At 63.8% G+C, this 26,208-nt stretch carries 24 protein-coding genes, 1 tRNA gene and 1 pseudogene; 10 read left to right on the top strand and 16 right to left on the bottom strand.

Annotation, left to right across the window (positions count from 1 at the left end; translation table 11 throughout):
- Positions 1–4 precede the first annotated feature (4 nt).
- Positions 5–994 carry an L-threonylcarbamoyladenylate synthase gene (locus QXZ85_RS02100; RefSeq protein WP_315767425.1) on the bottom strand — a complete coding sequence of 330 codons (990 nt, stop codon included), beginning with the start codon at positions 992–994 and terminating at the stop codon, positions 5–7.
- A 283-nt stretch (positions 995–1,277) separates the two neighbouring features.
- Here QXZ85_RS02100 and QXZ85_RS02095 point away from each other — a divergent pair.
- Positions 1,278–1,354, top strand: a tRNA-Pro gene (locus QXZ85_RS02095).
- 179 nt (positions 1,355–1,533) lie between these two features.
- On the opposite strand, the gene QXZ85_RS02090 is transcribed toward QXZ85_RS02095, so the two are convergent.
- Entirely contained in the window at positions 1,534–1,956 is a 423-nt protein-coding gene (locus tag QXZ85_RS02090; RefSeq protein WP_316173483.1) for a hypothetical protein, read from the bottom strand.
- A gap of 405 nt (positions 1,957–2,361) precedes the next feature.
- On the opposite strand from QXZ85_RS02090, the gene QXZ85_RS02085 reads away from it, so the two are divergent.
- Positions 2,362–2,643 (top strand): hypothetical protein, encoded by a 282-nt coding sequence (locus tag QXZ85_RS02085; protein ID WP_316173485.1) that lies wholly within the window; start codon positions 2,362–2,364, stop codon positions 2,641–2,643.
- A gap of 291 nt (positions 2,644–2,934) precedes the next feature.
- On the opposite strand, the pseudogene QXZ85_RS02080 reads toward QXZ85_RS02085, so the two are convergent.
- Both QXZ85_RS02080 and QXZ85_RS02075 read right to left on the bottom strand, forming a co-directional pair.
- A pseudogene (locus tag QXZ85_RS02080) lies at positions 2,935–3,468 on the bottom strand (hypothetical protein); the annotation flags it as partial.
- A gap of 830 nt (positions 3,469–4,298) precedes the next feature.
- Positions 4,299–5,312: a sensor histidine kinase gene (locus tag QXZ85_RS02075; RefSeq protein WP_315731443.1), complete on the bottom strand. Its 1,014-nt coding sequence runs from the start codon at positions 5,310–5,312 to the stop codon at positions 4,299–4,301.
- A 286-nt stretch (positions 5,313–5,598) separates the two neighbouring features.
- On the opposite strand from QXZ85_RS02075, the gene QXZ85_RS02070 reads away from it, so the two are divergent.
- Genes QXZ85_RS02070 through QXZ85_RS02055 form a run of 4 tightly spaced genes read left to right on the top strand, consistent with a single transcriptional unit; the run spans position 5,599 to position 9,155 of the window.
- On the top strand, positions 5,599–6,876 hold the full coding sequence (locus QXZ85_RS02070; RefSeq protein ID WP_315806649.1) for an MFS transporter: 1,278 nt from the start codon (positions 5,599–5,601) through the stop codon (positions 6,874–6,876).
- Positions 6,877–6,887: 11 nt separating this feature from the next.
- A complete protein-coding gene (locus QXZ85_RS02065) occupies positions 6,888–7,589 on the top strand; it encodes a dihydrofolate reductase family protein (protein WP_315706884.1) in 702 nt (233 codons plus the stop codon).
- Positions 7,590–7,594: 5 nt separating this feature from the next.
- Entirely contained in the window at positions 7,595–8,890 is a 1,296-nt protein-coding gene (locus QXZ85_RS02060) for an NAD(P)/FAD-dependent oxidoreductase (RefSeq protein WP_315741663.1), read from the top strand.
- Complete coding sequence (locus tag QXZ85_RS02055; RefSeq protein ID WP_315728382.1) at positions 8,883–9,155, top strand: hypothetical protein; 273 nt, start codon at positions 8,883–8,885, stop codon at positions 9,153–9,155. Before QXZ85_RS02060 ends, QXZ85_RS02055 begins: the two co-directional genes overlap by 8 nt.
- 110 nt (positions 9,156–9,265) lie before the next feature.
- Here QXZ85_RS02055 and QXZ85_RS02050 read toward each other — a convergent pair whose 3' ends face one another.
- Together QXZ85_RS02050 and QXZ85_RS02045 are read right to left on the bottom strand one after the other, a co-directional pair.
- A complete protein-coding gene (locus QXZ85_RS02050; RefSeq protein ID WP_316173488.1) occupies positions 9,266–10,150 on the bottom strand; it encodes a hypothetical protein in 885 nt (294 codons plus the stop codon).
- Between the two features lie 322 nt (positions 10,151–10,472).
- Positions 10,473–11,138, bottom strand: a complete 666-nt coding sequence (locus QXZ85_RS02045; RefSeq protein ID WP_316173490.1) for a hypothetical protein — start codon at positions 11,136–11,138, stop codon at positions 10,473–10,475.
- Between the two features lie 29 nt (positions 11,139–11,167).
- On the opposite strand from QXZ85_RS02045, the gene QXZ85_RS02040 reads away from it, so the two are divergent.
- Complete coding sequence (locus tag QXZ85_RS02040; RefSeq protein ID WP_315767474.1) at positions 11,168–11,965, top strand: hypothetical protein; 798 nt, start codon at positions 11,168–11,170, stop codon at positions 11,963–11,965.
- Positions 11,966–12,560: 595 nt separating this feature from the next.
- On the opposite strand, the gene QXZ85_RS02035 is transcribed toward QXZ85_RS02040, so the two are convergent.
- Entirely contained in the window at positions 12,561–13,757 is a 1,197-nt protein-coding gene (locus QXZ85_RS02035) for a PepSY-associated TM helix domain-containing protein (protein WP_315741660.1), read from the bottom strand.
- A gap of 174 nt (positions 13,758–13,931) precedes the next feature.
- On the bottom strand, positions 13,932–16,016 hold the full coding sequence (locus QXZ85_RS02030; protein ID WP_315741659.1) for a TonB-dependent siderophore receptor: 2,085 nt from the start codon (positions 16,014–16,016) through the stop codon (positions 13,932–13,934).
- 489 nt (positions 16,017–16,505) lie between these two features.
- On the opposite strand from QXZ85_RS02030, the gene QXZ85_RS02025 reads away from it, so the two are divergent.
- Positions 16,506–17,066 carry a carboxymuconolactone decarboxylase family protein gene (locus tag QXZ85_RS02025; protein WP_315706892.1) on the top strand — a complete coding sequence of 187 codons (561 nt, stop codon included), beginning with the start codon at positions 16,506–16,508 and terminating at the stop codon, positions 17,064–17,066.
- A 24-nt stretch (positions 17,067–17,090) separates the two neighbouring features.
- On the opposite strand, the gene QXZ85_RS02020 is transcribed toward QXZ85_RS02025, so the two are convergent.
- Positions 17,091–17,342 carry a DUF3551 domain-containing protein gene (locus QXZ85_RS02020; RefSeq protein WP_315706893.1) on the bottom strand — a complete coding sequence of 84 codons (252 nt, stop codon included), beginning with the start codon at positions 17,340–17,342 and terminating at the stop codon, positions 17,091–17,093.
- Between the two features lie 316 nt (positions 17,343–17,658).
- Between QXZ85_RS02020 and QXZ85_RS02015 the strand changes: the two genes are divergently transcribed.
- Positions 17,659–18,807, top strand: coding sequence for a YihY/virulence factor BrkB family protein (locus QXZ85_RS02015; protein ID WP_315767429.1), 1,149 nt, complete (start codon positions 17,659–17,661; stop codon positions 18,805–18,807).
- Between the two features lie 354 nt (positions 18,808–19,161).
- The gene (locus tag QXZ85_RS02010; protein WP_316173492.1) at positions 19,162–20,712 is read left to right on the top strand and encodes an aldehyde dehydrogenase family protein; all 1,551 of its coding nucleotides are present in this window, start codon (positions 19,162–19,164) and stop codon (positions 20,710–20,712) included.
- 54 nt (positions 20,713–20,766) lie between these two features.
- Here QXZ85_RS02010 and QXZ85_RS02005 read toward each other — a convergent pair whose 3' ends face one another.
- The 7 genes from QXZ85_RS02005 to QXZ85_RS01975 form a co-directional block, all read right to left on the bottom strand.
- Positions 20,767–21,903, bottom strand: a complete 1,137-nt coding sequence (locus QXZ85_RS02005; RefSeq protein ID WP_315741656.1) for a hydrolase — start codon at positions 21,901–21,903, stop codon at positions 20,767–20,769.
- Between the two features lie 238 nt (positions 21,904–22,141).
- A complete protein-coding gene (locus QXZ85_RS02000) occupies positions 22,142–22,333 on the bottom strand; it encodes a hypothetical protein (protein ID WP_315706897.1) in 192 nt (63 codons plus the stop codon).
- 156 nt (positions 22,334–22,489) lie between these two features.
- Complete coding sequence (locus QXZ85_RS01995; protein WP_315706898.1) at positions 22,490–22,729, bottom strand: hypothetical protein; 240 nt, start codon at positions 22,727–22,729, stop codon at positions 22,490–22,492.
- Between the two features lie 134 nt (positions 22,730–22,863).
- A complete protein-coding gene (locus QXZ85_RS01990; RefSeq protein WP_315706899.1) occupies positions 22,864–23,484 on the bottom strand; it encodes a HupE/UreJ family protein in 621 nt (206 codons plus the stop codon).
- The gene (locus QXZ85_RS01985; protein WP_315706900.1) at positions 23,481–24,086 is read right to left on the bottom strand and encodes a HupE/UreJ family protein; all 606 of its coding nucleotides are present in this window, start codon (positions 24,084–24,086) and stop codon (positions 23,481–23,483) included. The genes QXZ85_RS01990 and QXZ85_RS01985 overlap by 4 nt, the downstream gene beginning before the upstream one ends.
- A gap of 14 nt (positions 24,087–24,100) precedes the next feature.
- The gene (locus QXZ85_RS01980; RefSeq protein WP_409977612.1) at positions 24,101–25,075 is read right to left on the bottom strand and encodes a HupE/UreJ family protein; all 975 of its coding nucleotides are present in this window, start codon (positions 25,073–25,075) and stop codon (positions 24,101–24,103) included.
- Positions 25,075–25,860, bottom strand: a complete 786-nt coding sequence (locus QXZ85_RS01975; RefSeq protein ID WP_409998175.1) for a peptidyl-prolyl cis-trans isomerase — start codon at positions 25,858–25,860, stop codon at positions 25,075–25,077. The genes QXZ85_RS01980 and QXZ85_RS01975 overlap by 1 nt, the downstream gene beginning before the upstream one ends.
- Positions 25,861–26,208: the final 348 nt, after the last annotated feature.

The following is a 26,208-nucleotide window of genomic DNA, read 5'->3' as shown; positions in this document are numbered from 1 at the left end:
AGTGTTATCTCGGTGCGGCGGCGCGGCGCAGCCGGTCGTTGATGGCCTCGCCGAGTCCCTCATGCGGGATCGCCATCACGGCGATGGCGCGCGCATCCTTGGCGTCGAGCGCGCGAAGATAGCCGAAAAGATGCGTCGCTGCCTCCGCCAGATCGCCGGTGGGGGACAGGTTCAGCACGGCCGCCGCGCGGTCGGCGCCATGCAGGGTCTGGGAGCCGAACGCGAGCAGCGCCTCGCCCGGGGCAAGCGAGGTCGCTTCGAGCCGCACCGCGGCGCGCGGCGCGTAATGCGAGGCCAGCATGCCCGGTGCGGATGGCGCGGCCGCCTCGGCCGATGGCCGGGCGAGCCTTTCGCCGAGCACGGCCTCGATCGCCTCGCTTGGCACGCCGCCCGGGCGCAGCAGCGTCGGCCGGTCGAAGCAGCCGACGATGGTGGATTCGACCCCGACATGCACCGGGCCGCCATCCAGAATCAGGTCGATCCGGCCGGTTAGGTCGGCCTGCACATGGGCGGCCGTGGTCGGCGACACGTGGCCGGAGATGTTGGCGGATGGCGCCACCACCGGTCCGCCGAAAGCGGCGAGCAGGGCGTGGGCGATGGGGTGCGCCGGCACCCGGATCGCGACCGTGTCGAGGCCGGCCGTCGCGAGCTCCGCGACCGCACAGTCCGCGGTCTTCGGCAGGACCAGGGTCAGCGGCCCCGGCCAGAACGCCGCAGCCAGCTTTTCCGCGGTCGCATCGAATCGCCCGATCCGCCGTGCAGCCGCAAGGTCGGCGACATGGGCGATCAGCGGGTTGAAGGCCGGCCGGCCCTTGGCCGCATAGAGCCTTGCGATCGCGCCGGCATTGGCCGCATCGGCGCCGAGCCCATAGACGGTCTCGGTCGGGAACGCGACCAGCCCGCCGCGGGCCAGCGTCGCCGCGGCCGCATCAATCCCGGCCGAATCGGCTGGCAGGACTTCGGTTCTGGAGGCGATAGTCTCGGGTACGGACATGAATAGCAGCGATCAGCGTGATTTTTGCGGTTTCGGTTCAACTCCCTGATCGGGAGAGCTCGATCGGCCTCCGGCGTGGTTCGCGGGAGCCAATCGGGGTGGGTGGGCTCGGTTTCCGGCCGGACCGTACTCTCTCGCCGCGTCGCCTCCAATGGCCTTGCGGCAAAGCCTCGTTGCGGCAAGGGCTTAACTCGCCGCTGGCGGGAGATGATTTCCTTCAGATTTCGTTGCGCCAGTGCCTTGCGGAGGGCGAAACCCGACGCTATAAGCCGGCTTCCCAAGTCGGAGCGTGGCTCAGCCCGGTAGAGCACTGCGTTCGGGACGCAGGGGTCGCAGGTTCGAATCCTGCCGCTCCGACCAAAATTACGAGTTGTTCAGTAGCTTGCCGTTGGCTTACAGCGCACTGCGTTCAACTATGGGTACTCCTGCGGTACTCCTACGTCAGGCGCAGTGATGGGCCTTAAATTGAGCGCGAAAGCTCAAGTAATCTAGACTTTGCAGGACCGCATGGTGCTCCTACTCCTTGTTGAGGTGCGTAGTTAGGGTGCACTCTCTTTCGGCGTCACGTGAGCGGCGGGTCCAATTTGCCATTTTCCCTCGCCGACCGAAATGATCAGTTCTCGCCCCTTCATTCGATGTAGGATTGTACGAAAAGTACCCTGCTTAAGCGACCCAACGATCAGAGTGGCGTCCATATACAAGGTGTGCGTCCCACGTGGTCGACCGGACGCTTTGAGCGTGTTGATAACCGAGTTCTCTATAAGAATGCGCTTGATGCTGTTTTTTCGCGTGACGTCAGTCCGGCTAATGAGCGCCTGCTGTTCCCGCGACTTGATCAGCATCTTTTCGTAAGCATCTATTTCGCTCAGGAGGGTGGCGATCTGCCGCCTCCGATCCGCAATCTCTTGCAGAATCTTCTTATCCACTTCAGCGGCGACTTGTTGGTCTCGGAAATCGGTCATGTTTCACTTCTATATATTGAAACGCCTCGTGCCAAGTAGAACTCTAAAAAAGCAAGAGATTTCAATGGCTGGTTGAAGGCTTTACATCGACCCTAAAATGTATTAGTGACTGCGATCACTTGATCGCAGTCACTAATACATTTGAATGCGTTTCAGTTCGAGGTGCTGTTGCTCTTCGTCGCAAACTCTGGATAATAACGCGCGGGGGAGTGTGTGGTATTGACCATAACGCTCGTTCTTGTAGATAAAAAGCCCTCTGCGGAAATCATCCGTAGAGGGCTTTTGTCTTAGCGATCCACTACGCCGGGGCCGTAAGACCCGCGACGACAACGGACCTCGTGGTCAGCACACGAGGAATATCCGGAAAGCTGTTAAAGTTCAACCCTGCCCCCAAGGGTTCGCAATATGGCGAGCTTTACGACCCGCATTGAGCTTCACGACGCGGACTGGTCTGACTATGAAAGGCTTCACAAGCAGATGGCCGCGCAAGGTTTCTCGCGCATCATCACCGCAGACGACGGCAGGCGTTACTGGTTGCCTCCGGCCGAGTACAACTATGAGGCTGGCGCAACGCGGGCTGAGGTCTTGGCCAAGGCCAAAGCCGCTGCTTCGCAAGTGAAGACGCGGTTCGCAATCTTCGTCACCGAGGCGGGTGGCCGCACTTGGTACGGTCTTGAGGCCGCATAACGTCGACGACTACCTACGCAGCAAACGATGTAAGGGCGGCTAAACAGCTGCCCTTACTTTTTTGTTTAAACCGCTGAACGACAGCTTGCGCGGAAGATCGAAATGGATCTGGTACTCCTGCGGTACTTCTACCCCCCCCCCGAAATATCCGCGCTTATTCGCGTCGATCTGAGGGTCGAAGTCAAATAAATCAACGATTTAGGAGGGAGCGAAATAGTTCGGGACGCAGGGGGCGCAGGTTCGAATCCTGCCGCTCCGACCAGATTTCCTTGTTGTTTTTCTCCTGCGTTCGAACACGAGAACGCCTCCGTGATATCCCAATCCGGTGCCGTCGGCCGTCCAATCCCCGAGTGCGGTCCCGAGCGTCTGCGAGAACGTGATCGTCACCCAATAGAAGATTTCCACCTTCGGCGTCGCGACCGTCCGGACATTGATCGAGCCGATCATGACGTACCACGCCGCGAGCGAGCACAAGACGCATGCGAACAGGATAGCTGACCCTCCCGTGTAGCCGATGCCCAGTGATCGGTCGAAAAGATCGGCCATTGCCGTGCCCGCTGTCGTGGAGGCCACGATGGCCAGCCAGTAGATCCAGGCATTGAAGCGTCTTGCCGTGAGCTGGGCGATCACCGCCGCTACGAACACCACAAGAAAGATGCCGGTGCCGATCAAATAGCCCCCATTGTGAGCGTCTTGGTCGGCGTGCAGCCAGCTCATCGTCACGGCGTCGCCGCCGGTTTCGCCGAGTGTCGTGGCAAGGATCTTGATAACCCAGAAGCCGAGCGTCACTTCGGGGATTTTGCTCACGATCGCGTCTTCGTCCATCGGCCTCTCTTCAGAGCGGCGGCTTGAGTTGGGCAGAGCCCCGATTAGAACCTTCTCGATCTCAACGCAGGAAGCACGCGAAGGTCTCGGGCAACCCACGCGTTTTGACCTCTGCTTCAGGCTGTCGTGCTCGTAGAGCCTCGCGAACTCGCGAGCATTTGCTTAATGCCATGTAGAACCTCTGCTTGGCAGTGAATCGACGTCTCGATTCGAGCGCGCGGCCCGTCGGGTAGCTCGGAAGGGAGCGAGTTTGACTGGATCGCACGGGTCGTCTTCGGAATGAATAGGCAAGCATCTGCGCCAAAAACCGATTTCGTAAAGCGATTACAGGCGAGCCGTCCTGCCGTGGAGCTCGGAAATTTTTCTATTTCGTTTTTTCGGAAGGCGTGCTATATCTCATCCGTCCCGCCTCATCGAAGGGGCGTACGCGTCGTCACGAACGTGGAGGCGGGATGCGGTGGCCGTGGTGAGCTGCGCGATGACGAGCGCAGCTTGTCGCGGACGGCCAAGCCGTGTGGTCCTGACACCCCGACGCTGGTGTTAAGCTTGCGACGACGCTGACGCGTCGCGCTGGTGATGGTGGCCAGAAAGCCCGGTGCACCAGGGAGATCACGGAGCATCCGTAAAGCCACCGCGCAGGGAAGGCCGGATCATCCGGCTGACCTGTGGTGACTGCCGCCTGCTTTTTTTCTGCAGGCGGGCCACGGGCCTCAGCCGAGGTCCGGCCTTCCCTGTGCCCTCATTGCAAGAGGGCGGACCTGCCGCAAAGCTCGGGCGCATCTGCGCTGCGAGGCCGCGTCGGCGCGTGGATCGTGGTGTCTAATGGTCGCTCAGCGTTGTTGAACCGTCTGCAATGCGAATTCGATGACATGGCGTATGCCGCGCTCATCGAACGATGTCTCGATCCGTCCGGATAAGGGCTTGAGGCATTGGACGATCAGCTTGGTGCCGAATCCTTTTCTCCGGGGATCGGGAGCCGCGCTCGAAACGGCCGTTGCCGTTTCGCTCCAGCGAAGCACGGCCTTCCCGTCCTGGGCCTGCCAGCTGACATGGACCGTTCCTTCCGGCGTCGCCAGCGCGCCATGCTTCACGGCATTGGTGACGAGTTCGTGCACGATCAACACCAGATAGCGAGCGACGTCCGGCGAAACGCTGACCTCGGGACCTTTGAGCAGGTATCGGTCGGACCCGTAAGGCGCGAATTCGTATTTGAGGATCGCATCGATAAAGGCCGCGTGCGCCTGCTGGTTGAGCACGAGGTCATTGGCGTATTTGATCGCCCTGATCCGGCCAAGGATCGCGTCTGCCGCTTCCGGTTGATCGATCAGCGCTTGCTGCACCACGGTCTGGATCACCGCAAAGGTGTTGCGGCCCCGGTGTTCGAGCTCACGCGCGACCAGCTCGTGCTCCTGCTGGCTCGCCCTCATTCGCAGCATGATGAGGCGGCTGTAATGGGTGAACACGAGCAGAAGGGAAACCGAGACCGCCCACGCGAGGAGCGGCCAGGACAGCTTGTCCGCAGTGAATGCGAACCTGGGCGTCATGAACGCCCAGCATGCGATGAGTGTCGATGCGATCGCGGCGCCGAAGGCAGCGGGCGCGCCGGCCAAGAGACCCGTCAGCAGGATTGCCGGGAAATAGGTCGCGAAAGGAACTTCGGTCCCGAGCCAGGGGACCAGCAGGCGAAGCACCGTGGCCGATAATACACAAGCGGCGGCAACGGTCGCGGCTCGCCACGACAGGGGGCGGGTCTCATCGGCAAACCTGATGATCTTGTCGAGGACGGCCTGTTGGTCTCTCCGGGGGCCTCCCGGCGTGCTCTGTCGGGAGAGAGAAGCCGCCAAGCCGACCACACAAAGACCGACTGGAGCTATCGATGATTGCGGCACGAGCATCACCCCATGCGGCCACAGCCGTAGCCGGCCTTGCGGCATACTGAATATAATGCTTCGAGAGTGTCAACGTTTGCGCGCGCCGACCCGGCAGGCGATGGGGATCGTGCCGCGACGCTGCCCGCTGGAACCCCGCCGTGCCACATGGGTTTCAAGTCGTTCAGGTCTGAACAATTGCTGCCTGGAGCAGGCCAGCGGAGAGCCGGAATTGGCGTTGGACATCGCAGGGGAAAAGCCATTGAGCGTCCAGCGTGCCGCATTTGCCGCCACCGTCGGCAACATGCTCGAGTTCTACGATTTCATTACCTACAGCTTCTTCGCGGTCGAGATCGGCCACGCCTTCTTTCCCGCGCATACCGCCTATGGCAGCCTGATGCTGTCGCTCGCGACCTTCGGCGCCGGCTTCATCACCCGGCCGATCGGCGGCATCGTGCTCGGCATCTATTCGGATCGGGTCGGCCGGCGGCCGGCGATGCTGCTCAGCTTCGCGCTGATGGGGATCGCGATCCTCACGATCGCGCTCACGCCGTCCTATGCCACGATCGGCCTCGCGGCGCCGGTCATCGTCATCCTCGCGCGCATGGTGCAGGGCTTTGCGCTCGGCGGCGAGGTCGGGCCGACCACCGCCTATCTGCTGGAGATTGCCGCGCCTGAGCGCCGCGCCCTGGTGGTGGCGTGGCAGCCGACGAGCCAGGAGATCGCCGCGACTGCGGGCGCCCTGGTCGGCGTCATCCTGAGCGGCGTGATGTCGCCGGAGGCGTTGGACGCCTATGGCTGGCGGATCGCGTTCCTGATCGGCGCTGCGTGCCTGCCCTTTGGACTGTGGATGCGGCGGAGCCTGCCGGAAACCATCCGTCGCGGCGAGGATGGATCGAAGGAGATCACGAAGTCGGGTCACCTTGCGCTGTCGCGCCGGCATCTCCGCCTGATCGTGCTGGCGCTGATGATCCTGGCGAGCGGGACGATCTCGACCTACGTCACCCAGTACATGACGACCTACGCCAAGACCACGCTGAACGTCGCCGCGAACCTCGCCTTTGCCGTCTCGGTCGTCAGCAACGGCCTGCAGATCCTGGGCGCGATCCTGGGCGGGTGGCTGGCCGATCGCCATGGTCGCAAGCCCGTGATGATCTGGCCGCAGCTGGTCGTGCTGGTGCTGACCTATCCGATCTTTCTTTGGATCGTGCGTGCCCCCGGCGTCGCCTCCTTGTTGTTCGGCTTCGGCGTGCTGTCGCTGATCGGGTCGCTGCCCTACACTGCGTTCTATGCGAGTTTCACCGAAGCTTTGCCGCAGGAAATCCGCGGCGGCGTGTTCGCCACCATCTATGCCGTCGCAATCGCGACTTTCGGCGGCACCGCGCAGCTCGTGGTGACCTGGCTGCTCCATGTCTCCGGCGATCCGCTGGCGCCGTCCTGGTATCTGTTGTTGGCTGCAGCCGCAGGGCTGGTCGCAATGAGCCTGATCCCCGAGACCGCACCCGCCAAGGTCGGCCTCACGAGAATTGAACCGCATTGAACGAGGATGGCATGAAGCCGCATGTGATCTGCCTGATGGCTGCAAGCGTCGATGGACGCACGCTTCCGAGCCGCTGGCGTCCAAAGGGGGCGGCCGGCGATCTGTTCGAGCGCGTGCATGATCAGCTCGATGGCGACGCATGGCTGATCGGCCGCGTCACCGGACAGGAGTTCGCCAAGGGCAAGCCCTATCCGGCCACAACGGATCAAGTCTTTCCGCGGACCGCCTGGCTGCCCCGGCGCGACGCCGACGCCTATGGCGTCGTGCTCGATGCCAGCGGCAAGATTGCCTGGGGCCGCTCTGACATTGGCGGCGATCCCATCGTGGTGGTGCTCACCGAGGCGGTATCGGATGCGCATCTGGCCGGCCTGCGCAGCGAGGGCGTGTCCTACATCTTCGCCGGACGCACGCAGATCGATCTCGCACTCGCGCTTGAATGTCTCAATCGCGACCTCGGCGTGAAGCGGCTGCTGCTGGAAGGTGGCGGCGGAGCCAATGGCGCTTTCCTGCGCGCCGGGCTGGTCGATGAGCTGAACCTGATCATCTGTCCGGCGGTCGACGGCGCCAAGGGCGCACCGAGTGTGTTCGATTCGACCGAAGCGGAGGCCGATCAACGCGCGCCCGTTACCGAGATGACGCTGGAGAGCAGCCAGCTGCTGGACGGCGGTGCCATCTTGCTGCGATATGAGATCCAGAACGAGGCCTCACGGTAACCTTCATGGCGCGACCGCAGTCTGGGAATATCATCGTCATCGGCGCCGGCGCTGCCGGGTTGATGGCTGCCCGCGAGCTTGCGCGTGCCGGCAGGCGGGTGACGATCCTGGAAGCGCGCGACCGCTGCGGTGGGCGCATTAATCCGCTTGCTGCCGCAAGCTTCGGATACAGAGCTGACGGCGGTGCCGAATTCGTCCACGGCGAAGCGCCGGTGACGCGCGCTCTGTTGCGCGAGGCTGGGCTTTCCCTGGCGCCGGTTCAGGGACAGCGCTGGACAGCTCAAGCCGGACAACTCCATCTGGAGTCATTTGACGATACCGACGATGCCGCGCTTCAGCAGGCATTACGCGATGTGACGGACGATATGCCGATCGCCGAATTCCTGCGGCGATATTTTGCCGGCGCGCAACATGAGCAGCTTCGGCACGCGATCCGGCGCATGGTCGAGGGCTACGACGCGGCCGATCCGGAACGGGCGAGCACGCTCGCTTTGCGTGAGGAGTGGATGGGCGGCGAGCAAAGCCGGCAGGCGCGGCGCATCGGCGGCGGTTATGGTGCGCTGATCGACTTCTTGGCCGCGGAATGCCGCAAACACCAGGTCGCACTGCATCTTGGCTCCGCCGTGGTCGCGATCGAAGCGGGTGATGGAGGTGTTTCGGTCCGCTGCGCCAACGGCGACGCCCACCAAGCTGATGCCATCGTCCTGACCGTGCCTCCGCCTCTCTTGAACCGGATCGCGCTGCCGCTGCCGGAGCGAGAGAAGGTGCTCGCGGCGGCCGACATCGGCTTCGGCAACGTCATCAAGCTCCTGCTGCGCTTCGACAGACGCTGGTGGCTCGATCAGCACGAGGATCTTGCGGATCTCACCTTTCTGATTTCAGAAGCGGAGATCCCGGTGTGGTGGACGCAGCACCCTGCAGATGCGCCTGTGCTCACGGGGTGGCTCGCCGGCCCGAAGACCGCAGCGATGGCTCATCTCGATGAGGATGGCTTGATCGATGCCGGGCTTGCCTCGCTCGCCGCGATCTTCGGCCGCGACCCAAAGCAGCTGAAGCGGATATTGGTGGCCGCGCGGGCGATCGACTGGGGCCGTGATCCGTACGCCGGCGGCGCCTATTCCTATGCGACGCCGGCAACGCGCGCGGCGCAGGCGCGGCTCTCGCACCTCGATGGCCGGCCGGTGTTCTTTTCCGGCGAAGCGCTCTATCAGGGGCGGGACATGGGGACCGTCGAGGCGGCGCTGGCGAGCGGGTTGGAGACGGCGCGGGCCATTGTTGGGACAGGAGATCGAGGTGACTGAGCTGGAAAAGGCCGAGCATTTCCTCGAGGTGCTGAAGTCGGCGCAAGCGGCTGCACCGCAGCCGGCGCTACAGCTTCTGAACGGCCTGATCGGCATGGCCAAAAGCGCCGGCGGCGACCAGGAATTCGAGATCGATGAAGCGCGCTCCAGCGCGTTCATGTCGATCTGTGAGGTCGGCAAGGCGCTGCATCGCGGCCTGCCCACGAGCCCGCTTTGGGACCATGCGCTGGCGGCGACCGAACGCTGGGTAAGCCTGGTCAGATGAAACAGCCAAGCTCCGCCGAACGCAGGGCTGCTTTGGGCGGAGCTCGGATCGTTGCCGCTGAAGCCCGGCATGTCAGCCGAGCTTGCTTTGGGGCTTTATGGCCGTATCGGCTACGAGGCAATCCCTCCCAACATGTCGCGCCGGCGGCCGAAGCGATGGTTGGCATGGAGCATCCAGCCGGAGATCGGCAAGCCGTCACGGTGGCGTCCGCCGCTTTCGGCGCCCGCCCAGGCGGCCACCGCACCGAGCAGCAGCGCCGTCGCAACCGAGAAGGCGAGGATGACGGTGCCAGCACGTGCCCGGCCGATCGCGGTTTTGGACTCCGCGATGATGCTATCGACGCGGCGCTCCGCGTCCGGTCCCGCGAGCCCCGTGGTGGCGGTCACGAGCTGGACGAGATAGGTGCGATCGTCCGAACTGACGCCAGAATGGCTCGACGAGGTCAGCAGGATGCGCCCGGCTTCGGCACGCGCGGGTGCAAGTTCAGCCGTCGGCGGTCGCCGTGGCGAGCGGAACAAATGGTCCAGCTCGGAGCTGAGAACCGACGGTTCGGTGGTCGTAGACGGTTGTCGCCACGCGTTCGGACGGTTCACCGCGGAGGTAAGAGCTGCGGCAAGCGCCGCGCCGAGCACGACCGCGAGGGCCCATGAGGCGACACCGTGAAGGCCGTCACGCCGCTCGGTATCGTCACCCCGGGGCGCTTCGTAGGGTGTGCGAACCCGGCCCGCCATGTAGCCGCCGCAGCCGAAGCTGATCAGGGATTGCAGAACCAGATAGATGCCCGACAGCAGCCAGAGCGCGACCGATGCGTCGCGCCAGGTGGGCGCCGCCGAGCTGACGCCGAGACCGACGGTTGCGGCAAAGGTGATGAGAATGGACGAGACCGCGGCAGCAGTCAGAGCTCCCGCCACGATCGGCGTCCATTGCAGGGTCCAGCTGTCCAGAGCTGGGCGAGCGGGCGGCGCCGTCTCCGGCGAGATTGCTTCGATAGTCATGGCCGCCGCGCCTCAGCGAAGACCGAAGAAAGACAGGATCGCTATGATGACCACGATGAGGCCTATCAGATAGATCAGTCCGTCCATGTTGTCCTCCTCCTCAAGACGGGTTCGGTTCCTATCAGTAAGGTCGGACCACAAGGTTCCGGATTTGATAGCGCCCTGAAGCGCTGTGCACGTCGTCTGCGATGGACGTGCCGCTGGGGCGCTCGCGCGGATTGCTACAATGCACAATTGCGCAGAGCGGCGCGGCGCTCCCGCGCCAAGATCGACAAGGACAAAACTGATAGACGGGGGCTGCACCGACCTCGATGGTGGAAGGTCATCCCTTCTTGCTGTGCTGCTCCATGTAGGCCTTGGTATGGTGATGCACCGTGCCATCGCTGTCGCGGTATTCCCGTTGCTTCAGCGAGCTGTCGTCGTCCGATCCCTGCGCGCGATCTTCGCTCCGGCCGCCGCCGTTTCCATCACCGGAATGCCGGGCTGCACGATGATCGCCATGCTCGCGGCGTTCCGCTGTGTCGCGTCCGACAATCTTGCTGAACAAGCCGCTGGGATCATAGACCAGCGCCAGATTTCGCTCCTCGAACTCGGTGAAGAACTCGTCCCACGAGATCTCGACCAGATTGCCGTGTTCGGAGTTCGGTGCGTTCGGGAACATGATGCGGATGATGCCGACATCGTCGCCCTTGTGCGTGCGATCGACGGCTGCCGGCTTGCCGCCTTGTCGTTCGGCCCATTGGCGGATCGTTTTGTGATCGGTGGTGACTTCGGCCCTGGGAGATCCTCCGCCTGTTTGCGTCTGAGGTGGTGAATGTCCGTGATGGCGCGATGTTCCTGTCGGCACATGCCTGTCGCGAAAAAGCACCGCGATTGTGCCGGTGGTAATTGCCGGCGCAAAGGATCGTCCGCAGCTGCTAGTGGCGTGTTCCATATGTCCGATCGCCGCCACACGTCGGTGACGAAGACGGGAATCCATGGGTTCCATGCCGGCTTGCCGGTTTATCCTTGTTGGGCATGTATCATTGTGGTTGCATAAGAATCGGCTCGTGTAACACGGGGGGTTTTATGGATGGAGCTCTAGGAACCGTCGAGCGCTGCCTCGCAGACGAGCTTACAGATCACGCAGTCGCAAGCATTGGCTCTGCGGACTATTTCGCGGATCCGTTTCCGCACATCGTCTTTCGCGATTTTTTCCCCGCTGCGTTCTACCGCGAGATGGTTCGTTCTTTTCCCACCGTCGGCTACGAGCCCATCACCGCGACCGGCACAAGGGTGGCGCTCCGGCTCTATGGCAATCATCTGGAGAAGATATCGCCCGAGCTACGGGCCATGTGGACCGCCGTCTCGCAGATGCTGACCTCCGAAGCGGTCGCGCGGGCGATCACTCTCATGCTCAAGGATGGACTCGAGGTCCGCGCCAAAGGCGACAAGGTCCGTCTTGAGGAGCTCGATTTGATCGCGAAGCCGGTCATCTACCGCGACAACGACGGATATCGCATCAAGCCGCATCCGGATACGCGCAAGAAGGTGGTGACGATGCAACTCTATTGTCCGGCGGACGCCAGTCAGGAAGCGCTCGGCACCACGCTTTATCGATCCTCGCTGAAGGGGCTCCTGCACGTCGGCTCGTATTGTCTCGAGCCGGTCAAGACGATTCCATTCCTGCCGAACATCGGCTACGCCTTCGTCGTCTTGAAAGCCTATCATTCGCTGCTCGGGATGAGTTGGCACGGGCGGCCCCCCATCGCCACCGCCCGGCCGCGGATGTCGATCCTGAACACGTTCTATCGAAGTGAAACCGAAGGATTCTGAGCCGTCACTGGGGCGCGCGACGCAGCACAACCTCCGCTAATCTTATCGTGCTCGGCTTCCCGCCGAGCGCGGCTCGAACGCCGATCTGCAAGCGTCGCTCAGATATGCCTTGCGCTGTCGCAGGCAGTCTTCGACCCTGCCAGCATCAGGGATCTCGCCGCTGCAGTACCGGAACGCGTCCGAGGTGCATGCCGCCCGTTGCTCGGGCGTGCCTCGATTGTCCGCACGATCGTCTTGAGCCATTGCAGCCGGTCCGCAGACCCAGGCGACCAGGATGGTCGCGGCGACGCTGAATTTCAGCAGGCGCAGCTCGTCCTTTCCTCGTTTCGCTGGGGACCGCCGACCTGCCAAAACCAGGTTCGCGGCTATGTCGTGGGAATCGCAACCTTTGAACCGCGGCATGGCGAACTCGGTCTTGGCAAGTCGAGGAGCGTGGAGTGAAATATACCGTATCGTTTAATACGAGGAGCGCCGTAGGAAGTCAACCTGCGAGGAGCGGGCAAGTATTCTCGACCGCGTTCGATCAGTTGCGGCTGCGTGCCAGTGAGCACGTTCGCTGGAACGCGAGAAGGTGCTGGCAGCCTGCTCGCGCTGTTCATTCACCCGTAACGAGGCTCGGGGTGGGCGTGCGTCGTCTCAGGTGCCGGTGACGCCGGCGCGACAGGTAGAGCAGGACGCCGGTGACGAGGAACAATGGCATCAGGGCCGCGGCAAACATGAACAGCAGTTTACCCGGCCAGCCGAGGATGCTGCCGCGGTGAATATCGAGCACGCGGGCCAGAATCCGCTCGCCGGTCGTCTTGTCGGCATAGCGTTCGGAGGCGACGATTTGGCCGGTTGTTGCATCGATGCGGAATTCGTCGCGTGCACCGTCGAGTCCGTCGTGGTGCCATGATCGGACGCGGATGACCGTGCCCGCGCCCGATGGCAGGATCAGTTGCGCCGTGACGAAGCCGTTCGGCTGCGCGCGCAGCAAGGCCTCCCACGCGCGATCGAGGTTCAGTGGCGCCTCCGGCTTAGCGGCACTGGCGTTCGCATCGGTCGCGCGCGATGTGCGGGACGGTTTGGAGGCGATGGCCGCAGAAGCCGTCTCAGGTCGCGACAGCAGCCAGGTTGCGCCGGCTTTGTACCATTCGAACGAGTACCACAGGCCTGTCAACGCGATCACCAGATAGATCGGCAGGAGCCAGGTGCCGATCACCGCGTGCAGCGACCAATGCAGGCCGCGTCCGCTCAAGGCCAGGTTGGGCTTGAGCCACATCTTGACGCTCGTGACGCGATGCGGCCAGCGCAGCACCAGCCCCGAGATCATAAGGGCGATCAGGCCGAGCACGGTAACGCCGGTGATCTGCCGGCCATAGCCGTTGCCGTCGCCGGGGATCAGTAGCCAGCGGTGCAGTCGGCGCACGGTGGCAAAGAAATCTGCCCCCCTGGGCACGCCGAGCACATGGGCATCATATGGATCGACATAGACCGAGGAGGGCCGCGCTCTGCTTTCGCTGCGTGGAAATCGGACGAGCACTGCGGCCGCCGGGTTGTTCGGGATCGTCAGGCCCGACACCCTGCCGAAGCCATGCTCCGCCTGCAGCCGCGCTAACAACTCGTCCGGTGCGAGCTTCGCTGCGGCGCGCGCTTCGACCTTCATCAGCGGGCGGTTGAGGCTCGCCTGAATCTCATCCTCGAAGCTCATGATCGCGCCGGTGATCCCGATCACCGTCAGCACCAGCGAGAACACCAGACCAATGACCGAATGCAACTCCAGCAGCGCGGCCTTGACGAAAGACTTGACCATGTACGTCGGAATCTGCGGGCGTGGCGATGTCGAGATCAGGAAATGTTCTGCAGGCGCAGATGGTCGCCAGCGGTCGAACCATAGCGACGCGTCCTTCGACCCGCCACCCAATCCGGTACCATCCAGTTTGTAATAGCTCTAGCTTGACGGCTCGTGCGCATGTTCCGCGATGCCTCAGAATTTCACTGTCGCCGAGAGCGACACGCGTCGTGCATCGCCCATCGCGACGGTCAGGATGCTGTTGGCCGACGGATAGTAGACGGTGTCGAACAGGTTCTTGACGTTGAGCTGATAGATCAGCGGCAGGTTTTGATATCTGGTCTCGTAGGTCGCGAAGATGTCGGCGACCACATAGGACGGCAGCACAAAGCTGTTGGCGGCATCGCCCGGTCGATCGCCGACGTAGCGCGCGCCGGCGCCGAGCCGCAGCCGGCCGGGCAGGGCGGTTCCGAAATCGTAGACCAGATACAGCGAAGCCGTGTTGAGGGCGACGTTCTGCAGCTTGTTGCCCGCATAGGTCGGATCGTCGATCACGCGCGCATCGGTATAGCCGTAGCTGCCGATCATGCTCCAATGGTCGGATAGCTTGCCGGTGGCGTCCACCTCGACCCCGCGTGAGCGGACCTTGCCCGCGGCGCTGTACTCGGTGAGACCGGTCGCCGTGTTGAGCTGGGAAACCAGCACGTTTCTCTTGTCGATGTCATAGATGGCCACTGTGCCGGAGAGGCGTTGGTCGATATCGAATTTGAGTCCGGTCTCCCACGATGTGCCCTCTTCAGGAGCGACGTTGGAGCCGATCACGACGCCCCCCGTCAGCGGAGCGATCGTCGAGCTGGGCTTGAGCGATTGAGTATAGCTTGCGTAGAGCGAAAGTTGCTCGTTGAGCTTGAGGATCGCGCCGCCGAGCGGCAGGGCCTTGTCGCCGGCCAGATTGGTATTGGTCACGAATGGCCGGCCTTTGCCGGCCAGTTGTTCGTAGTCCATGTACCTGACGCCTGCGACCAAGGCGAGCCGCTCGGTCAGATGCAGCGTGTCCTGCAGGAATAGCGAGTATTGGCCGAGCTTGTCGGTTTGGTCGCTGTCGCTGGCGGAAACCGTCGTGCCAGGCTGAACCAGGCCGTAAGTCGGATTGTAGAAGTTGAAACTCGCTGTCGCCTGCCGGATCATATCTTGCCGATAGATCGTGCGATACTGCGCATCACCTCCAACCAGGAGGTCGTTGCGCAGGCCGCCGAGCCAAAAGCCGCCCTGCAGGTAGGACGTCCCGTAGCTCACCCTGGAGAGCGCGCCAGAGGTGCCGTCATCGCTGCGCTTCTCGACTCCGGTCCTGGCGTCAACCGAGGTGATCCGGAGCTGGTTCGCGTTGTAGGTCTCGGTGTTGTAGCTGTACGCCGCTGTGACCTTCCAGTCTTCGCTGAGTTTCTGCTCGACCGAGGCCTGGATCAGCTCGGAGCGGCCCCACATGTTGTTGAAGGGCTCGTCGAGGCGGCGGGTTGCCGGAATGGCGAGCGGCGCCTTCGTCGTCGAATCGAACGCTGTGCCGCGGTCGAACGGGTAGATGAATTCGCGATGCTCATAGTTGAGCTGCACCGTGGTGCTGTCGCCGTACCAGGCCAGCGAAGGTGCCACCAGCATCTCGCGGTGGCGTCCGAAATTGCGCCAATAATCCTCGCTGACGCCATAGCCGATGAAGCGGTAGGCGAGGCCACCATTGCCGATCGGGCCGGTGATGTCCATGGTGCCGTCCGCGCCGGTGCGGCTGTTGGCGTAGGCTGATCCGAGCAGGGTGATCGAGCCGTGCTGGTAAAGCTCCGGGCGCTTGCTGATCGTGTTCACGATGCCCCCGGGATCCATGATGCCGTAGAGCAGCGAAGCCGGTCCTTTCAGCACCTCGACGCTTTCGACTGCGGCATTCAGGCTGCGGCCCTGCACCAGCGGCATGCCGTTGCGCATGATCGAGCCGTCGCGGTTGTCGCCGAAGCCGCGGCGTATCACCGCGTCCTGGGTGCCGGCCAGCGTGTTCGTCTGGGTAATGCCACTGACGTTGATGAGCGCGTCATCGAGGTTGCGCGGCAGCTGGTCCTTGAGCACCTGCTCGGGAACGACATTGACTGCTTGCGAGGTGTCGAGTGGTGAGGCGCCGCTGCGCAAGGTCGTCGCGCTGGGCATCGCGCGATAGCCGAGTTTGGCTTCGGTGAGCGCTGCGGCTGCAGCGGCAGCGCGCTCGGAGCGCGTTGGCTCGGCGCGAGCCGGTGGCACGGTGTGCCCCGGCGTCGCAGCCGCTCCGACCTGGCGCGGAGAATCTGCAGTTGTTCGTATCATCTTCCGCTTTGGCGCCGGGGCATCCACCGTCACCGCCGGCAGTGTCGATTGCGCGTTGGCGCTTGAGGTTGGAGAGAGGATATCGGCCAACAATGCGACGGTGCCGGCCACGGCATTCAGTCGCTTGCCGACTCGATCGCATGGGGCGCCAAGCCGGCAATCAGTTCGTCTCGTCACTTCAATTCACTTCCACGTCCACCAAGGCTACCAGGTGCCTCTATCAGTCACCGCGGCTCATGAGAATGTCGCGTGGACTTGAATTGCTCTAAGAGAGACGTGAAGGTCGTTGCATCGATGTTGAGCAGGCGCCGCCGTGCCGGACTTCGGCTCGCCGGCCTCGCGCGCTGCGATCACACGCGTCACGGGAACTTCACTTGATTGCGTGCGCAATTGCAGTCAGCGTTACGACATCAACAGGAGAGCGACATGCGTTTGCCGATTGTTAGCCCGGATGAACTGAGCGACGAACAGAAGCCCCTCTACGAGGATATGAAGAAGGGCATGCGGGATCACTTCAAAGGGTTCGTCAACCTCCGCGCCGATGGCGCATTGCTCGGGCCGTGGAATCCGTGGCTCCGCGAGCCGAAGTTCGGCAAGCCGGTCTGGGAGCTGGTGAAGGCGATGGTCGCAGCGCCATCGTTGCCGGCGGCCGTGCGGGAAGTCGCGATACTCGTGACAGGGGCACACTTCCGCTCGGCGTATGAGCTTTATGCCCACGTTCTCGTCGCCGAGCAGCGCGGATTGACGGACGAGAAGCTGTCAACGATCGTTGCGGGCCAGCGGCCGGTCGACCTGACCAAGCAGGAAGCCGTTGCCTATGATGTCGCCTCGGCCCTGGTCAATGGCGGCGTGCTGCCTGAACTGACCTACCGCGCGGCGGTCGAACAGTTCGGAACGCATGGTGCGGCCGAACTGTCTTATCTCGTCGGAGTCTATTGCATGGTCTCCGTCACGTTGAACACGTTCGACGTGCCGGTCCCCGACTGACGCCGCGCGAGGAGCCGTGGCTCATCAGCGATAATAGCCACGATACGGGCCGCGCTGGCGGGCGTAGGCATGTGCAGGATTGATGCCGCAATAGGCATCGGTTCCGGATGCGGACGCCTGACACTGCTGGTAGGTGGAGAATTGGCAGTTGCCGGGATAGCCCCAGATGCGGCCCTGCAGGCAATAGCGGGCCTGTCCGGCGTCGGCTGGCGACAGCGAGGCGAAGCCCGCGACCAGCGCGAGCGTGGAGAGGGTGGCAAGCAACAGACGGCGCATGGAGTGTCTCCACAGAGGGTGAATATGATGGCCTTTCAACGCGGTGTGCCTCGTCGCCGTTCCTCCCGCCGCGATAGCTTGGGATCTGTTGTGATTGGGCGGTGATCACTTGGCGATTGCACTGCGATCCAATTTGCCGATCTCATTTGGCGGTGGTCGGTCGGCGGCACTGACTCCGCCATGACAGGCGGGTGGTGCCGACAACGGTTTAGTGTCGCTTACGCCTGGTTCAGTTCATCCGTGCGCCGCTCTACGTGGCGTGCGGGAACAATCCAGGATGGGTCCGGTTGCTTCACGCATAAGCACGGACAATCACATGTTCCGACGGTCCAAATCTTCCGGCGCGAGTGAAGTCGCCGCGCAACCCATTCGCTTTCCGGGTACCGGCAGCGTGCTGGCGTTGCTGGGTCTTGCGGTCCTGGTCCAGTATCTCGGTCAGCGCCAGACCGATCGCGGACGCTCCGGCCGGGGACAGGAGCTCGGCCAGGGATATGGCCAAGGATCCGGCCAAGAATCCAACCAAGAACTCGGCCATGGCCGGTTGGCCAATTCGCCGTCGGAGATCCCGCCGCGCGGATGGAAAGACATTCTTGTCCGGCTCTACGAGGACGTCAGCGAGCACCGCGTCCTCGCCTTCGCCGCGGGCATGACGTTTTACAGCCTGCTCGCCATCTTTCCCGGCCTGGCTGCGCTGGTCGCGATCTATGGGCTGTTTGCCGATCCCGCGAGCATCGCTGCGCATCTGGGGCAGATGAACGGCATATTGCCGGGCGGGGCGATCGAGATCGCGCGCGACCAGCTGACACGGGTCGCATCGAAGGGATCGCAGGCGCTCAGCATTACGTTCGTCGTGAGTCTTGCGATTTCCCTGTGGAGCGCCAACGCGGCGATGAAGTCGCTGTTCGACGCTCTCAATGTCGTTTATGGCGAGCGCGAGCGGCGTGGCTTCATCAAGCTGAATGCGATCTCGCTTCTGTTTACGGCGGGTGCCATCCTGTTCGCGATCATCGCGCTCGGTACGATCGTGGTGGTCCCGATTGTCTTGAATTACGTCGGGCAGTCGAGCGCCGCTGATAGTCTGCTTCGCATCGGACGCTGGCCCGCGATCTTCGTCTGCGTCGCGCTGGCACTGGCGCTGATCTACCGCTATGGCCCGGACCGGGAACGGCCGAAATGGCGCTGGATCAGCTGGGGCAGCTCGCTCGCGGCGGCGCTGTGGCTCGTGGCCTCGGTGCTGTTCTCCTGGTACACGGCGAGTTTCGGCAGCTACAATGCCACCTACGGCTCGCTGGGCGCCGTGGTCGGCTTCATGACATGGCTCTGGATCTCCGCCACCGTGATCCTGGTCGGGGCCGAACTGGATGCGGAGCTGGAGCGTCAGACCGCGCGCGACACCACCACCGGTGCGGCCAAGCCGATCGGCACGCGCGGCGCCGTGGCCGATACGATCGGAGCTGCGAGCTGATCCGGCCGAGCTCGTCTTCGCATGGAAGTCGTCTGACCAGAAAACTCAGGAGCCTGGAGTGCGGTGGTCAGACCGAGCGTCCGCAGAGTCTCGGGCCGCGGCGCCAGCGGTAGGAAGACGCCGCGTCGGCCATCGGTCGCTGCCTTGGCGAGCAGCGCCCGCCAGATCGAGGCGATATCCGGGTTGCGCCTCGCTCGTCGCGGAGGGTGCCTAGATGTAGAACTCGGACGCGCCCGAGATCGATGCCGCGCGTGCAAGGTGGTCGCGCCAAGGCGCGATCTGATCTATCAACCTGGTCGATAAAGCCTTCCGCCGCGCCTCAACGGCCAGGTGAAGCGACCAGGAGTTCTCGCGATGTCCCCCATTCCTGACATGCATCCGAACCTTGCATCCGAAGCCGCCGCCCTGCTGACGGCCCTCGGTATCGCAGCCGACAGCATCACAAGCGGTACGCTTGCCGCGCATTCACCGATCACTGGCGAGATCCTTGGCCATGTGCGCGAGAGCAGCGCTGCCGAGGTCGGGCTCGGGATCGAGAAGGCGCATGCGGCCTTCCTGCGCTGGCGCCTGGTGCCGGCACCGCAGCGAGGCGAACTCGTGCGCCTGTTTGGCGAGGAGTTGCGTGCCCACAAGGCTGAACTCGGCCGGCTGGTCTCGATCGAGGCCGGCAAGATCGTGTCCGAAGGCCTTGGCGAGGTCCAGGAGATGATCGACATCTGCGACTTCGCCGTTGGCCTATCGCGCCAGCTCTATGGTCTCACCATCGCGACCGAGCGCGCCGAGCACCGGATGATGGAAACCTGGCATCCGCTCGGGGTGACCGGCATCATCTCGGCATTCAATTTTCCGGTGGCGGTCTGGGCTTGGAATGCGGCGCTGGCTCTGGTCTGCGGCAACAGTGTCGTCTGGAAGCCTTCGGAGAAGACGCCTCTCACGGCGCTTGCGACCGACGCCTTGCTGACGCGCGCGATCGCCCGATATCGGCGCGCGGGCGGCCAGGCACCGGACGGGCTCAGCGCCGTGCTGCTCGGCGGCCGTGAGGTCGGTGAGATGCTGGTCGATCATGCCCGCGTGCCGCTGGTCTCCGCCACGGGGTCCACGGCGATGGGGCGCGTGGTCGGCGCGCGCCTGGCCGGCCGTTTCGCCCGGGCCATTCTGGAGCTCGGCGGCAACAATGCCGCGATCGTGACGCCGTCCGCCGACCTCGACCTGACCTTGCGCGCGGTCGCGTTCGCCGCGATGGGCACAGCCGGACAGCGCTGCACGACGCTGCGCCGGCTGTTCGTGCATGCGGACGTTTACGAGCGGCTTTTGCCGCGGCTGAAGCAGGCCTATACATCGGTGATGATCGGCAATCCCTTGGAGGTGGACACGCTGGTCGGGCCGCTGATCGATGCCAGGGCCTATCAGGCGATGCAGACGGCGCTTGCTGCCGCGCAAGACCACGGCGGTGCCGTGGTCGGCGGCGAGCGCGTCATGGTTGGCGGCTGCGAACAGGCCTATTACGTGCGGCCCGCCTTGGTGGAGATGGCGGCGCAGGCCGAGCCGGTGATGCAGGAGACCTTTGCGCCGATTCTCTATGCGATCCCGTATCGCGATCTCGGCGCGGCGATCGAGATGCACAACGCGGCGCCACAGGGCCTGTCTTCCTCGATCTTCACCAACGATCTGCGCGAGGCCGAGCTGTTTCTGTCCGCATCCGGCTCCGATTGCGGCATCGCCAATGTGAATATCGGCCCGTCCGGAGCGGAGATCGGTGGCGCCTTCGGCGGCGAGAAGGAGACCGGCGGCGGCCGCGAATCCGGCTCGGATGCGTGGAAGGCCTATATGCGCCGCGCCACCAACACCGTGAACTACGGCCGCACCTTGCCGCTCGCACAGGGCGTGAGGTTCGATATCGGGTGAGTTCGGCGCATAGACGGAAGGACGGGCGCCCCGGTCGCTTGCGCCGCCGGGCCATCAGTTCTGGGGAGATAGATCGATTCCAGCGAACGCGGCACGAAATCCGGGATCGGCCCACAACTCGCGCATCGCCTTGCGCATGCCACCCTCGGACAAATGGATGGCATCGACGAAATTGTCCGGATCGTCGTCGATCGGCGAGTGAGCGAGATCGAACAGCGGGACGCCGAGGCGAGCGAGCCACGCCCTGGTCTTCTCGCTTTCGAAGTCTCGCCAGGTGCCCGCTTGCGAATGGTAGGACTCGTCGTGGTCCAGCAGGTCGACCCCGGCACGGATCAGGGGCAGTTGCACGGCAATGAGCTTGATCCCGCGCTCGCGTGCGATTTCGGCAAGCTGCGCGATCGGCGTCTGCAGGCGCGCGGACATTGCGGCGCCGGCCGGGACCGAGCTCGCGAAGAAATCGGCCGAGCGATAGTGCTGATGGGCGGAGTCGATATGTCCTGCCGAATAGACATAGGAACCGTCGCTGCGAAATCCCTCCTCGGCGCGGACGCTTTCGGGGCCGATGAAATTCGTCGGAGCGCTGCGATAAGCCTCGAACGGGACACGATTGGCTGCGGCGTTGCGGAGGAATGTGCCGAGACTCGCCATTGCATAACGGAACGGACGGTCGTGGATCATCGTCCGCGTCGTCGCGAACCAGCGCTCCCATCGCTCGGTGAACAGGAAGTAGTCGAGCTCCAGGATCGCAACGCGTGGCCGGGACTCGCGGGTTGCCCGGTCGAAGACGTCCAGGAGCTGATCGGTGGTCCAGGCGGTGAACGACAGGTTGTAGAAGCGCGCGGGCCGGAACATCTCGGCGCGGAAGCCCCCGGCGCGCGAGCTGCCGAAACACATGATCTCGGGCTGCTGCTCTGCGACCCGGGCGAGCTTGAAGGCGGCATTGTAGCGCAGGTCGACCGGCAGGATAACGGCATCCGGATTGCGGGTCTGGATCGCTGCGAGTTGGGCCGGTGTCGCGAGCGCATGGAATGGATGCGCCACCCAGATCAGCGCCACCGAGAGCGGCAGAACGAGGATGAGGAACAGGACGGTGATCACCACGATATAGCGCCGAACGATGGTCGCGTCGGATCGGACAAGGGGCGTCGTGGCCGCATCGTCGGTGCGCTCGCGGGCGTCGTTCGATCTCATCAGAACCAATATCCTCGGTCCGCTGGGACGCGCAGCTTACGGCGATTCCGGCGGGCGACAAGAGCTCCGCGCGGCGCGCTCACCGGAGCCGGGCGAGGTGAACCCGATGGATTACGCCTTCTTCCGGCAGCAATGATGCTGGAACTGCTTTGGAGATTCGTGCGTTGCGCTCTGACGAAGGCGTCAAGGAGGTCGGTAATAGCCGCAGCAAGGTCGAGCGGCGGCGTTCGCGGTGAACTCAGTGCGGCCGCTTTGGCGGCTGCAGCGATCCTTTGGTCCAGCCGATCGCCTTCGGTGAGTACAGCGGATCGGGACCGTCGCAGGTCGGACAGATCAGCTCCGGCTCTCCGTCGTTCTGCTCGCGCGTGGCGAGCGGCCTGCCGCAGGTCGGACACGGCTTGCGTTGTGGCGGCTCCGGTGGCTTGGCCAAGGCGCGATCTCCCCATCGGGTATCGAGCGTAGGCGAGAGCGGCTCCGTTGTGGAATCACTTATGTGAGTATCCGCGGTGCCGGTCCTTGCAGCCGCCACAGCTGCCGGCTCGGTAGTATTGGACTGCCGTTCGGGTCCTCTGAGTCCGAACCGCGATCATGTCACGTCTTTATCGCAGTCCGGGCATGTGTCTCCGATGGAAGCCAGTACGTCTTCGACAGCAGCGATCGCCACTTCTTTAGAGATTCCCGGTGGCATCTCGTCGCAGGCCATGATGCGTGCGCGCGCACGGGTGTGCGGATCGGCGCGATCCTGCATCCAGCCATGCGTCTCGCATTCACGGATGGCGCCGGCCTCCAGCAACACCGTGATCGCCCAACGCTCCAAACTCTTCATCGCAGAGCGCTTACGATAGGCATCTGCACCTCGCTCCGAAGAGAATCTGCCGTGCCCCTCTGCTGTTCCTCCTCCGCACAGGGCAGGGATTCCCAATTGCAGGCTCCGCTCAGCGCGGGACGGAGCGACCGGTCTTACGAGGCGAAGGCGAGGCCCGCCATCATCAGTCCGATTGCAGCGATCCAGCCGCCCAGCGCCCGGAGCGCGATACCGCGCCAGGCTTTCGAACTGTCGGCGAGCGGTCCACGGAAGGCGAGCGTCAGCGCCATGATCAGGGTGATCGCGGCATAGCCGGCGCAGGCCAGGCCGGACGCAAACAGCAGCCGATCCGTCTTGGGGGCGAGGTCGCTGGCATTGGCCGCACCGCGCAGCACGGCCATCGCGAAGGCCATCACGCACAGCAGGATGGTCGGCACGCGTGCAGCAGCGGCCAGCAGCAGGCCGAGCACGACCGCAATAACGGCGTCAACCGCGGGATTGGCAGCGATCGCTCCGATTCTTTCGCCGAGCGCGAGGCCTGCCAGCAGCCCGATCGGAAACACCAGCACGAGCCAGCGCCCGCGCAGTGCACCTAGCGATCCCGCGAGCAGGCCTATGGCGAGCCAAAGCAAGACGTCCTGCAGGTCGGTAAGAGGGTGCAGCGCGCCGGCATAGAAATCGCCCAGCCGAATCGCGACGATATGGGCGTCCGCCGCCTGCGCCTGCGCGAGCAACAAGGCGGGTGCGATCAGGCCGGGCTTGAGAGCGCGCCTCATGCGAAGGCTCCGAGGCTATGAACGAGAAAATAGCCGCCGAGCAACGCGATGACGGCGCCAAGGCCCTGCACTACGCGCTCGCCGGCCGGCCAGCGCGTCAACGTGCCGATCACGATGCCGCAGAGATGCAACAGGCCGGTGGCGACAACGAAGCCGATGCCATAGGCAAGCGGGTTGGCGGAGCCGGGCAGCTCGGCGCCATGGGCGTGCCCGTGAAACACCGCGAACACTGCGACGACGGCCGCCGCAGCAGCAAATGGCAGCTTCAGCCGCAGCGCGACGACACCGCCAAGCACCAGCGCCGAGAGCGCGATCACGACCTCGGGCATCGGCAGCGCTACATGCATGATGCCGAGCACGCCGCCGAGGGCCATCACCAGCGGGAAGGTGATCGGCAGCACCCAGATGGCGGGCGCGCCGAGCTGCGCGCCCCAGATGCCGACTGCGACCATGGCGATCAGGTGATCGGCGCCGGTCAGCGGGTGCAGCAGTCCGGCGGCAAGGCCGCCGCCGACATCGGCCTGCTCATGCGCCAGCGCGGGTTGGGTGAGGAGAGCGGCAGCCGCGGCGAGCGGCAGCGTGCGGAGATGTCGCAGTGACATGATTCGATCGCGGGTCATGTGGAAAGGACGATGAGGAGGCGGCCGATGAACCAGAACATCGCGACCGATCCGATGGCATAGGCGGGCAGCGCCTCGCCCCAGTTCGGCAGCACCGCATTCAGCCGGCGGTGCGCCCAGATCAGCGCAAGCACCAGGAGCACGAAGGCGAGCTGGCCGATCTCGACGCCGATGTTGAAGAAGAGAAGCGCCGGTGGCAACAGGCGGCGCTCGAGCCCGAGGCCGGCGAGCGCGCTCGCAAAGCCGATGCCGTGCACGAGGCCGAAGGTGAAGGCGACCGCCCATGGGTAGCGCGCGGTCAGGCCGATCTCGCCCCGCTGCTGCTTGATGATCTCGACGCCGACAAAGACGATGCTCAATGCAATGCAGGCGTTGAGCGGGCGTTCCGGCACGCCGATCACGCCAAAGGCAGCGGCGGCGAGCGAGGCAGAGTGGCCGACGGTGAAGGCCGTGATCGTCTTCACCAGGCGCCAGCCGCCCTTCACGATCCAGATCAGGCCGAGCACGAACAGCAGATGGTCGGCGCCGAGCAGGATGTGATCGATGCCGTAATTGATATAGGTCTTGGCCAGCTCGAGCCAGGTGTCGAGCGTCGGCGCGTCGGTGCCGAGCACCGTGACCACCGGGTTCGCCGTCGAGATCGTGTAGCTGCGCGGCTCGCCTTTGAGCGGAATGATCTTGATCAGCGCCGCCGACATGTCGGCGCCGAGATTGCCGATCGTGATCTGGCCGACCAGCCCCTTCTCACCGCAGTTCAATTCGGGCAGGCGCAAGAAACAGTGGGAGGGGACCTTGAGGTCGACATGGTCGGCGCCGGCGGTCGGCTCCATCGTCCAGAGCCCGATGAAGGCGCCGGGCCGGACTTCGCGGAATTCGAGCACGCCCAGCGACGCTTCATGGGCGAAGAGCGCGCGAGGAACGGTCAGGGCCGTGAGAAGCAGCAGCGCGATCCGCAGATACCGAAGGCTGATCACGGCTCGTACCGCACTTTGTAGTTGGCCCTGAGCCGGGTCACCGCCTCCCACGCCTGCTTGCGCGTCTCTTCGGTTTGCCACATCTTCGCAGCATCGTCGCGGACATCGTCGAGTTTCGCCGGCGTGCCGGGCTCGCGCGAATCCAGCCGCACGACATGCCAGCCGTCCTTCGACTGCAAGAGGCTCCACTCGCCGAGCGACAGTTTCTGGAGCCCGTCGCTGAAGCTCTGGCCGAACGCGCCGGCAAGGCTGGCGACCGGGCGGCCGAGGATCGCGCGGGTCTGATCGCGCAGCTCTTCGGATTCGCGCTGTGCGCGGATGTCCTCGAGCTGTCGTTGCGCAATAGCCTGATCGGTCGCGGGCGTCAGGTAGAAGCCGACGCGCTCGGGCGCGTCGAAGCGGGCGTGGTTCTCGGCGAACCAGGCCTGCAACTGCCCTTCGGTCGGCTGCGGCACGCGGACCTGGTCGAAGATCAGAAGTTGCAGCTTGAACGCGACGCGATCACGGATCATCTCGTCACCGCGATCGACGCCGAGAGCCTTGCCCTCGCGATAAAGGATTTCACTGGCGACCCAGGCGTCGACCATCTTCTGAATGTCGGCGTCGCTGGGCTTGCGCTCCTTGTCCTCGTCGAAATTGTCGATGAAGGACTGGCGCATCGCCTTGGTGACGACGATGACCTTATCGTCCTTCGCAGGCGGGTGAAGAACCCTATCCCCCGCGAAGATCAGGCCGCCCAGCACTGCGAAATGCAGCAGCGGCTCGCGAGCGAGTTTCTGCATTGCTGCGTAGAACGTCGAGCGTGTGCTGCGCGCGATTCGCTCATCTTGCTTGCTGCTGCTGTGATCGGAGGGAACGGCAGAGGTGATATCAAAAGTGTGTGTCGCGTTCGACATCGCTGGCGAGGCCATACTTCTTACAATTCCGCGAGGGAGCAAGTGCGGCGCGTATATGCAACGGGCAAGTCGCTGTTGTCACCCGACAATCGGCGCTGTCATAAAAATTTCGCAAGCCCGTTCGGCGGTGCATTTCTCCACGAAGGCGGTCTTCCTAATAAAACCTTCAACAAACTGTCTCGGAGATTTGATTTGGTCCGGCCCGCGAAGAATTGGCGCGCCGCGTCTGCGTGG

The sequence above is a fragment of the Bradyrhizobium sp. SZCCHNGR1005 genome, assembly GCF_032489995.1.
Lineage (GTDB): Bacteria > Pseudomonadota > Alphaproteobacteria > Rhizobiales > Xanthobacteraceae > Bradyrhizobium.
Note: the sequence above shows the minus strand (reverse complement) of the source record. Positions and strands in the feature narration are given on the sequence as shown.

What these genes read in the sequence shown, in the direction of transcription:
- QXZ85_RS02045 (WP_316173490.1), bottom strand. Translation starts at nt 11,138, where the DNA reads ATGGAACCCATGGATTCCCGTCTTCGTCACCGACGTGTGGCGGCGATC.
- QXZ85_RS02100 (WP_315767425.1), bottom strand. Translation starts at nt 994, where the DNA reads ATGTCCGTACCCGAGACTATCGCCTCCAGAACCGAAGTCCTGCCAGCC.
- QXZ85_RS02025 (WP_315706892.1), top strand. Translation starts at nt 16,506, where the DNA reads ATGCGTTTGCCGATTGTTAGCCCGGATGAACTGAGCGACGAACAGAAG.
- QXZ85_RS02060 (WP_315741663.1), top strand. Translation starts at nt 7,595, where the DNA reads ATGGCGCGACCGCAGTCTGGGAATATCATCGTCATCGGCGCCGGCGCT.
- QXZ85_RS02040 (WP_315767474.1), top strand. Translation starts at nt 11,168, where the DNA reads ATGTATCATTGTGGTTGCATAAGAATCGGCTCGTGTAACACGGGGGGT.
- QXZ85_RS02005 (WP_315741656.1), bottom strand. Translation starts at nt 21,903, where the DNA reads ATGAGATCGAACGACGCCCGCGAGCGCACCGACGATGCGGCCACGACG.
- QXZ85_RS02020 (WP_315706893.1), bottom strand. Translation starts at nt 17,342, where the DNA reads ATGCGCCGTCTGTTGCTTGCCACCCTCTCCACGCTCGCGCTGGTCGCG.
- QXZ85_RS02065 (WP_315706884.1), top strand. Translation starts at nt 6,888, where the DNA reads ATGAAGCCGCATGTGATCTGCCTGATGGCTGCAAGCGTCGATGGACGC.
- QXZ85_RS01990 (WP_315706899.1), bottom strand. Translation starts at nt 23,484, where the DNA reads ATGAGGCGCGCTCTCAAGCCCGGCCTGATCGCACCCGCCTTGTTGCTC.
- QXZ85_RS01985 (WP_315706900.1), bottom strand. Translation starts at nt 24,086, where the DNA reads ATGTCACTGCGACATCTCCGCACGCTGCCGCTCGCCGCGGCTGCCGCT.
- QXZ85_RS02015 (WP_315767429.1), top strand. Translation starts at nt 17,659, where the DNA reads ATGTTCCGACGGTCCAAATCTTCCGGCGCGAGTGAAGTCGCCGCGCAA.
- QXZ85_RS02035 (WP_315741660.1), bottom strand. Translation starts at nt 13,757, where the DNA reads ATGGTCAAGTCTTTCGTCAAGGCCGCGCTGCTGGAGTTGCATTCGGTC.
- QXZ85_RS01995 (WP_315706898.1), bottom strand. Translation starts at nt 22,729, where the DNA reads ATGAAGAGTTTGGAGCGTTGGGCGATCACGGTGTTGCTGGAGGCCGGC.
- QXZ85_RS02090 (WP_316173483.1), bottom strand. Translation starts at nt 1,956, where the DNA reads ATGACCGATTTCCGAGACCAACAAGTCGCCGCTGAAGTGGATAAGAAG.
- QXZ85_RS01975 (WP_409998175.1), bottom strand. Translation starts at nt 25,860, where the DNA reads ATGCAGAAACTCGCTCGCGAGCCGCTGCTGCATTTCGCAGTGCTGGGC.
- QXZ85_RS02085 (WP_316173485.1), top strand. Translation starts at nt 2,362, where the DNA reads ATGGCGAGCTTTACGACCCGCATTGAGCTTCACGACGCGGACTGGTCT.
- QXZ85_RS02010 (WP_316173492.1), top strand. Translation starts at nt 19,162, where the DNA reads ATGTCCCCCATTCCTGACATGCATCCGAACCTTGCATCCGAAGCCGCC.
- QXZ85_RS02050 (WP_316173488.1), bottom strand. Translation starts at nt 10,150, where the DNA reads ATGACTATCGAAGCAATCTCGCCGGAGACGGCGCCGCCCGCTCGCCCA.